Below are 1,692 nucleotides of genomic sequence, written 5' to 3'. Positions count from 1 at the left end.
GGCCCGGCGGGGCGGAGGCGGCCGGGGGCGGCCCGCCGGGGCGGTAAGGCGTCGTACCTCCAAGGTAGGAATGGGTGGTGCGGGAGGGGCGGCGGGGGTGGCCCGGTCCGCGCGGGGGTCAGCGACCGAGTGGTGACGCCCGGTCCCGTCCGGTCCGGCGGGTGGGTGGTCACCGCACCGATGCCCGCCAGGAGGACCCATGACCCCGCCCGCATCACCGTGTCCCGTGCACCTCGGGCCGTTGCTGGCCCGCTGCCGGCTGGCCCGGGGCTGGAGCCAGCAACGCACCGCCGCCGAGCTGTGCACCGCCGCCGGGGTGCCGACTCTGAGCCGGCACGAGGTGTCCCGGTGGGAACGGGAGCGTCGCGTGCCGGGCGGGTTCTGGCTCGGCTGGCTCGCCGTCGTCCTGGACGTGCCGCTGGTGACGCTCGCCGAGGCCGCCGCGGCCACCCGCCGGGCCGGTTCGACGCGGGCCACCGGGCCAGGCCGGGCCACCGTGACCGGCGCCCGAGCCGCCGGGCGGACGGGCCCCGGCCGCACCTTGCGTGGCGGTGGAGCACGAGCCGTGGTGACCCGCTAGCGTCGGGGCGTGACCCACGCTGCTTCCGTGTCTCCCGTCGACCGTGCCGGCCTGCGGCAACGGGTCGACAAGGCCCTCGCCGAGTTCCTGGCCAGCCAACGGGTCCGGCTCGCCGCCGTGGATGACGCCCTGGGGCCGGTGGCCGAGGCGATCGAGGCATTCGTGCTCGGCGGTGGCAAGCGGCTGCGTCCGGCATTCGCGTACTGGGGGTTCCGGGGGGCCGGTGGGGTGGACGGCGGCCAGGTGGTCACCGCCCTGGCCGCGCTGGAGTTCGTCCAGGCCAGCGCCCTGGTCCACGACGACCTGATGGACCGCTCGGACACCCGCCGTGGCGAGCCGGCGGTGCACCGGCGGTTCGCCAGGCGGCACCGGGAGGCGGGCTGGGCCGGTGACCCGGACAGCTTCGGCGACGCCGCCGCCATCCTGCTCGGCGACCTCTGCCTGGTCTGGTCCGACGAGCTGCTGCACTCCTCGGGCCTGGACCTGTGGTCGCTGGCCCGGGCCCGGCCGGTGTTCGACGAGATGCGCACAGAGGTCACCGTCGGGCAGTACCTCGACGTGCTGACGCAGGTCACCGGGGACACCTCGGTGGAACGGGCGAGCAAGGTCGCCCGGTACAAGTCCGCGAAGTACACAGTCGAACGGCCGATGCTGCTCGGTGCCGCGCTGGCCGACGCGACGGACGACGTGCGGGCGGCCTACTCGGCGTACGGGTTGCCGCTGGGCGAGGCGTTCCAGCTCCGCGACGACGTGCTGGGGGTTTTCGGTGACCCGGCGCTGACCGGCAAACCGGCCGGAGACGACCTGCGCGAGGGCAAGCGCACCTACCTGGTGGCGGCGGCCGTGGAGGCCACCGACGACGCCGGCCGCGGGCTGCTGCTCAGCCGGCTCGGCGACCCGGACCTGGACGCGCAGGGAGTGGCCCGGCTACGCGAGGTGATCTCGGCGAGCGGGGCACTGACCCGCACCGAGCAGCGGATCGTCACGCTCACCGACGCCGCCCTGGCCGCACTGGCCGCCGTCGACCTGGACACCGAGGCCCGCCAAGCCCTGGTAGACCTGGCCATAGCCGCAACCCGCCGCGCCGACTAACCCCACCCCGCCCTCCCCAC

General features: G+C 75.7%; 2 protein-coding genes. Both read left to right on the top strand.

Annotation, left to right across the window (positions count from 1 at the left end; all coding sequences use genetic code 11):
* The first annotated feature begins 199 nt into the window (after positions 1–199).
* Complete coding sequence (locus tag JM949_RS35780) at positions 200–580, top strand: helix-turn-helix domain-containing protein (RefSeq protein ID WP_203152451.1); 381 nt, start codon at positions 200–202, stop codon at positions 578–580.
* 9 nt (positions 581–589) lie between these two features.
* On the top strand, positions 590–1,672 hold the full coding sequence (locus JM949_RS35775; protein ID WP_203152450.1) for a polyprenyl synthetase family protein: 1,083 nt from the start codon (positions 590–592) through the stop codon (positions 1,670–1,672).
* Positions 1,673–1,692: the final 20 nt, after the last annotated feature.

The sequence above is a fragment of the Micromonospora tarensis genome (assembly GCF_016803395.1).
Classification (GTDB): domain Bacteria; phylum Actinomycetota; class Actinomycetes; order Mycobacteriales; family Micromonosporaceae; genus Micromonospora; species Micromonospora tarensis.
Note: the sequence above shows the minus strand (reverse complement) of the source record. Positions and strands in the feature narration are given on the sequence as shown.

Coding starts and splice junctions, on each gene's coding strand:
- JM949_RS35780 (WP_203152451.1), top strand. CDS start 200: ATGACCCCGCCCGCATCACCGTGTCCCGTGCACCTCGGGCCGTTGCTG.